Origin of the sequence: Sphingobacterium sp. UBA7253 (assembly GCF_002472745.1) — a bacterium.
Lineage (GTDB): Bacteria > Bacteroidota > Bacteroidia > Sphingobacteriales > Sphingobacteriaceae > Sphingobacterium > Sphingobacterium siyangense.
On sequence record NZ_DKSP01000036.1, the window covers coordinates 9,999 to 16,653 of the forward strand.

The following is a 6,655-nucleotide window of genomic DNA, read 5'->3' on the forward strand; positions in this document are numbered from 1 at the left end:
CCCTCCATGGTACTTTCAGATGCTTGACCTTCAAATAATGCAATCGGCCGATCACCCAATGCTGTAATTTCCCAAAGCGCTTGCCGACGATCAATACCTAATGATGTAAAGGCATCTGCATCAGCCAATTTCTCCAACGCAATAAGAGATAGTCCAACATCCATCATACCAGTAATGGATGAATAGGCAGACTGCCGACCTTGAGTCAACACAACGGCCTCTTCCCTTGAAAATCCTTTGATCTGACGTAAACCCAATCGAAGAGCATGTGGTTTTCCAATTTCTCCCTCTAAAGTATTGTCCCATGAAGAATGATTGATATCAATGGAACGTACTTTTACGCCATGTTTCTGTGCATCAATAACAATTTGAGCAGGTTGATAAAAGCCCATGGGCTGACTATTGAGTAAGGATGCCGCAAAAATATCGGGGTAGTAATACTTAAGCCATGAGGACACATACACCAGTAAAGCAAAAGACGCTGCGTGACTCTCTGGAAAACCGTAACTGCCAAAACCTTCCAATTGCTTAAAAACTCTATTGGCAAATTCTTCCGTATAGTTTTTCTTTACCATACCATCGACCATTTTTTTGTGAAAAGCAGATACCTGTCCTTTTGCTTTGAATGTAGCCATGCTACGCCGCAATTCATCGGCTTCCGCAGGAGTAAATCCGGCAGCGACTATGGCAATTTCCATGGCCTGCTCCTGAAAGAGAGGAACCCCCAAGGTTTTTTTAAGAATGGTTTGGATCTCAGTGCTGGGATAATCAACAGCTTCCTCTTTATTTCGACGGCGCAAATAGGGATGCACCATATCGCCTTGTATCGGTCCAGGTCGAACGATAGCTACTTCAATGACTAGATCATAAAACTCTCGTGGTTTTAATCGCGGCAACATCGACATCTGGGCCCGGCTTTCGATCTGGAATACACCTAGAGTATCTGCATGGCAGATCATATCGTAAACCTTTGGATCGTCTTCTGCCCCAATATCAGCCAGGGTAAGCTCTTTTCCATAATGCTTTTTAGCGAGATCAAAAGCTTTGCGAATACAGGTCAACATCCCCAAAGCAAGTACATCAACCTTTAGAAAGCCGAGTGCTTCAAGATCATCTTTATTCCATTCGAGATTTGTCCGATTATCCATGCGGGCATTTATTAAAGGACAAAGCTCATGCAAATTACCTTGCGTAATAACAAATCCGCCTGTATGCTGCCCCAATTGACGTGGAAAGCCAATATATTGATGTGTCAATTCGAGAACTTTTCGCAAATGTTGGTCTTCCGGATTAAAGCCCTGTTCAACCAAACGTTCCAAATTGATATAATCGTCCCAATGGCTACTCACAACCCCTGCTAAACGCCCTACAGCATCCATGGAAAGCCCCATGGCCTTGCCAACATCACGTATAGCCCCTTTGGAGCGCACCTGTGTGACAGTTGCTACGATAGCAGCACGATTGCGGCCATATTTCTCATAAATATACTGGATGACTTCCTCACGGCGCTCATGTTCAAAGTCGACGTCTATATCTGGTGGTTCATCGCGTGCATCGGACATAAATCGCGCAAACAAAAGCCTGTATTTTGACGGGTCAACAGAAGTAATACCTAAGCAGTAACATACGGTTGAATTTGCTGCAGATCCACGCCCTTGGCATAAAATTCCCTTTTCCTTCGCAAATCGAACATAATCATACACCGTCAAAAAATAAGAAGCATAATTTTTGCGTTCGATAAAATCAAGTTCCATTTGAATCGTTTCGCGAATTACATCCGGGATATCTCCGTTAAATCGTTTACTGGCACCTTCCCAAGTTAAATAACTTAATTCTTCCTGTGTAGTCCGACCATGAGATGATAATTCATCTGGATAGATATATTTCAAATCATCTAAGGAAAAACGACAAGCATTGGCAATTTTTACACTCTGTTCTACAGCTTCAGGGTACAACCTAAACAAGCGTTCAACTTCAGTTATTGATTTTAGATAGCGCTCTGCATTGGGATATAAATTAAATCCAGCCGTATGTATTGTGCATTTTTCACGAATACAGGTTAAAATATCCTGCAATTCACGCCTTTCAGGTACATGATAATATACATCACCAAGTACAACAAGCGGGATAGCCAGGTGTTCGCCCAACTGATTTATTCTAAACAATAATTTAGCATCATCACCACGATAGAGTTTTTTTATTCCTAGATTAAGACACCCCTGTAGACGCTGTTGACATTCCTGTACAAACGCTATAAATGACTGCTCAAGCTCAAAACCGACCACTAGTTTTTCAGGTGGACAAATAATGAATATAATCCCCTCAGCATATTGAAACACATCATTTTTGTACAATTCGCATCTTCCTTTTTCCGTCCTTAGATTTCCAACAGTTAACAATGTTGAAAGCCGTCCGTAAGCCTCTTTATCTGTGGGGTATGCCAATAAGCTTGGCCCATCCTGTAAATCTAGACGACAAGCAGGAATCAGTCGTATACCGTTTTTTTTTGCAGCCATATGTGCACGGACGATTCCAGCAAGGCTATTGCGGTCCGTTACTGCAACAGAATTATACCCCAATCGCGCCGCTTGCTCGATCAGTTCTTCCGGATGAGAAGCACCTTCGAGAAAACTAAAATTACTTGTTATCTGTAATTCACAATATACCATACACTAACCTTATGCAAAAAAACCATGTATAAACCATTGATCAGCCTGACCGTCATAATGCCCGGCGCGATATAACCAAAAGCGCCGACCTTGCAGATCTTCCACCGCATAATAATCCCGATGTTCACCAGGATCAATCCACCATTCGCGTTCAATACGTTCGGGGCCATCTGCTTTCCTTATAGTATAGGTATCTCCCTTATAACGGAACAGTATGGGTGGATAGTCGGGTATGGGTGCTGTGACTATAATACGTTCAGGGATCTTCAATAGTCGTGTTGGACGTGGCCTTGCAGTTTGCCAGTCAACAGCTGCAACCTCATCCATTTTAGCCGCTATTTTCATGGATCGTTCCGGCCAATAGTGCGCAGATGGCACATAGCGTGAAATATCACAATTGGCGTCCCTACTTTTCAAGCGATCTAAAAGTTCGGTAACCGTTGGGTTTTTGAGACCAATTCTATTGTTCCAAAGATTTTCCTGAACTGGATCTGCCGTCTCAACTTTGGATACGCCCAAGGTAAATAATTCAATTCCCAATGCCGGTTCAATTTGCGGAATCTTTAGGACAAATAATTGAAGGATATGTTTAACCTGAGCAGTAGCACGATTAGTCTCAATAGTAATGGTCTCTATTTTTCCATCCACGCGATGACAATTCAATTCGGCTGCACGTAATCCTTTACCCTCCCCCGACAAACGCTTACACAACTTGTTTAATAAATCTTCCAAAGCCAGTTCAATACCATTTGCTGTACAGATAGGCTCCAAACAAGGTAAACGCTCTTCATAGGGTAAGATGGGTTTTATAGAAATAACAAATTCATCTTCCAATCCCATGGCCTGGTCCAGTCGGAGCAGTAAACTATCGCCAAACCTTCTACGCAACACTGAACGTGGCATTTTTGAAAAACTTCCGATTGACCGTAATCCAAGCGATTGTAAGCGCTTCAATTGAACATCTTCCAATCGTAATGCAGCAGGACTTAATGGAAGAAGCGTTTCCGACTGCGCCTGTTCATTTATAATGATATCTTCGTGTCCAAAATGCGCTACCGCCCATGCGGCCCCAATGGTATCAGCAATCCCCATACGTACATCATAACCATGTTGTCTAAATTTCGAGACAATACTTGTTAAGTAGGCCGCCTCCCCGCCCCAAAGATGAGCACAACCACTAATATCCAGGATGATACCGTCGGGCGTATCTAATGCCACTTGTGGTGTGTACCTGATGCACCACTCTGCTATCGAATGGAGTAACTTTTCAGCCAATCCAGCTTGCTCATTGATTATTTTAAGTGATGGAATAAATGCCCGTGCATCCGCTATAGCCATACCTGAATGCACCCCCGCTTGCTCCGCTAATAAGTTACTCCCACTGACGATTAATCTTCCTTGAGCGGCGATGGACAATACAAAGGGAATATTTTGCAAATGTGGTTTGCAAACAGTGAGCCAATCTGTTTTCAGATGAGGAAACCAAAGTGAGGCAAATCTTTTTTTCATGACTAGCCAAGATTTTGGTAGTTATAATTCCAGTCTTTTACCTGTATCTCCTTTTTAGAAAATGTTTTAAATCCTTGTGGAGACCAGGTTATTTGCTCTTTAGCTGGACTACCATTCCTTACCTTGAGCAGCTCTACATCCCAACAAGGGTAGCCAATACCAGGTAATCCATCATCCGATTGACTAGGTAAAGAAGTGACTTTCCAACGTGCCGCACAACTCGTCGCCAACAAGATCTTTGGGTTATGTTGAAGTATAAACCCTGTAACCCGACTTTTTTCTACGGCAAGTTGAAGGCGCCTCGACTGAACAAAATCCAGCTGATGTATTTCGGCCAGCACGGCTGTTATGCCATGGCATTTCAACGCTTCTTCCATCGCCCATAACACATCCTTCTCCCGTTTCATAGAAACAAAAACAATCGATGCTGGATCGACCCCAAATGATCTGATTGCCGCTGGAAATACCGTTTGAATGGAGCCTATCCAAATACAAATCCCATCAGTTTGCATAAGTTTTCCAAGGAGACCACCAATAAACCCACAGGATGCAGCACTATCCATGCGGTTAAAGCTCACAAACTCGTGTATTACCCCTTTAGGAAAAACTCCATTCGGAAAAGCTTTCTCCAATGGCCCCAAACCCATCGTGCTTGCATCATTTGACCTTTGAGGTACCCCTTGCCAGGCAAGCAAGTCCTTTTTAAGTTTGCTGATCAAAGCCTGTTTATCTTCTAACATCATAGCCCCTCGTATTTAATATTACACACAAATATAATACTAATTATTTTAGCAATAAAAGAGAATGCTACATTTTTTAGTGCAAACAACAGAACTTAGAACCGTAGAGCCTTTGTTACTTCAAGCCTTATATATCATTCAAGAATTGCTGGATAACATCTTTTTTTCTTGTCGCAACAGGAATCATTTTACCATCGGACATTTCTATCTGGCCATCCTTGAAATATTTTTTTATATAGTTTGCATTGATTAAATAAGATTGATGACAACGAATAAATTCGGATTCAGGAAGCATAGTTTCAAAGTGCTTAAGGACTTTCGAAACCATCATCGGTTTATTGTCTTTAATATAAAATGTAGTATAACCCTTATCTCCATGGCAATAAAGAATATCATCGATATTCACAATCTGAGTGTATTCAAATGTACGTAGTGCTATTTTCTTTGGTCTAACTGGTGACTTCAGATAGCTTTCGGCCATACTTAATTGCATGCTATTGAATCTAAACTCTGTATTTTTCTTATAGCATTTTTCAATAGCCTCTATAAATTGTTCCGGAACCAAAGGCTTTAATAAATAGGCAATAGCGCCTATATTAAGGGCTTCTATAGCATATTGGTTAAATGCGGTTATAAAGATTGTATTTATGTCCAATTTCAGCTCGGAGAGGAAGGATAAGCTTGATCCATCTTTCAATTGAATATCAGCTAAAATAAGATCTGGATTAGATACAAGTAACTCACGTTCTGCTTGGGCGATTGATGGACTATAACCAACGATCTGGACATAAGGAATAGCATCCAATAAAGACTTAATGTACAAATAGATATTATACTCATCTTCAAGAATATAAACTTTCATAATTTCACGTATTTAATTAAAATATAAAACGAGTGGGATATAGAGTTCTACGCGATATCCACTTTTATCTTCTCTATAATTGGGCTTTATTTCAATCCTTGCTTTTTGATGAGGATCATTAAACAAAAGCTCAAGGCGCTCTTTCGTGATAACTTGTGAAAGAGAGGTCTTGTGTGCATTATTTTTCTGATAAGATTGCATTCCCCAGCCATTGTCACTGATAACAATATGCAATTGATCTGCTTCCTGATTAAAAAGAATTTGCAATTGTCCACGATAATTCAAATTTTTGAAAGCATGTTCAATAGCGTTTTCGACAAAAGGCTGAATCAACATAGGAGGAATCATGACATCATCAACATCCGAGTTACCGCTCTCAATTTCAAAATCAAATACATCTTGATAGCGCATCTGCTGTAAAAGTATATAATTCTTTAATGATTTAATTTCTTGATCCAAAGAAATATACTCTTCCCTATTTAATTCGAGTATATCACGAATTTGACGGGACAATAAGATGAGGTACTGATTTGCCTTTGCTTTTTGCTCACTACTGATCAAACCTTGCAAATTAGCTATAGCATTATAAATAAAATGGGGATTAAGCTGGTTTTGTCGCGTCTTCTGCTCTAAAATTAATTGTCTATTTTCGGCAACTATACGCTGATTAATATTTTTCAATAGCTTTTGTTTATTCCGGTAATAAATGAAGAACGCAATGCTAAAGATCAGTGCAAATAAAATAACAAAAATCCAGCGCTGTTGGACCATAATCTTATGGTTGAATGCATTTGTTGTTTTTAAAAGCTTAATAGCCTGATCCTTTTTTTCAGTTTCATACCGTGTATTGATCTCATTGATACGTTCATTTTCAA

5 protein-coding genes are annotated in these 6,655 nt (G+C 40.3%); all 5 read right to left on the reverse strand.

The features are described 5' to 3' along the window. The coding region (locus B2X72_RS03440; RefSeq protein ID WP_286848274.1) for an error-prone DNA polymerase at positions 1-2,669 on the reverse strand (2,669 nt) is incomplete at its 3' end. Positions 2,670-2,678: 9 nt separating this feature from the next. Beyond that, positions 2,679-4,178 carry a Y-family DNA polymerase gene (locus B2X72_RS03445; protein ID WP_145326800.1) on the reverse strand — a complete coding sequence of 500 codons (1,500 nt, stop codon included), beginning with the start codon at positions 4,176-4,178 and terminating at the stop codon, positions 2,679-2,681. A gap of 2 nt (positions 4,179-4,180) precedes the next feature. Further along, a complete protein-coding gene (locus tag B2X72_RS03450; protein ID WP_145326801.1) occupies positions 4,181-4,921 on the reverse strand; it encodes an ImuA family protein in 741 nt (246 codons plus the stop codon). 124 nt (positions 4,922-5,045) lie between these two features. Beyond that, positions 5,046-5,780, reverse strand: coding sequence for a LytR/AlgR family response regulator transcription factor (locus B2X72_RS03455; protein ID WP_145326802.1), 735 nt, complete (start codon positions 5,778-5,780; stop codon positions 5,046-5,048). Between the two features lie 12 nt (positions 5,781-5,792). Continuing rightward, positions 5,793-6,655 (reverse strand): sensor histidine kinase (locus tag B2X72_RS03460; protein WP_286848276.1); only part of this gene is annotated, 863 nt, incomplete at its 5' end.

What these genes read in the sequence shown, in the direction of transcription:
- B2X72_RS03445 (WP_145326800.1), bottom strand. Translation starts at nt 4,178, where the DNA reads ATGAAAAAAAGATTTGCCTCACTTTGGTTTCCTCATCTGAAAACAGAT.
- B2X72_RS03455 (WP_145326802.1), bottom strand. Translation starts at nt 5,780, where the DNA reads ATGAAAGTTTATATTCTTGAAGATGAGTATAATATCTATTTGTACATT.
- B2X72_RS03450 (WP_145326801.1), bottom strand. Translation starts at nt 4,921, where the DNA reads ATGATGTTAGAAGATAAACAGGCTTTGATCAGCAAACTTAAAAAGGAC.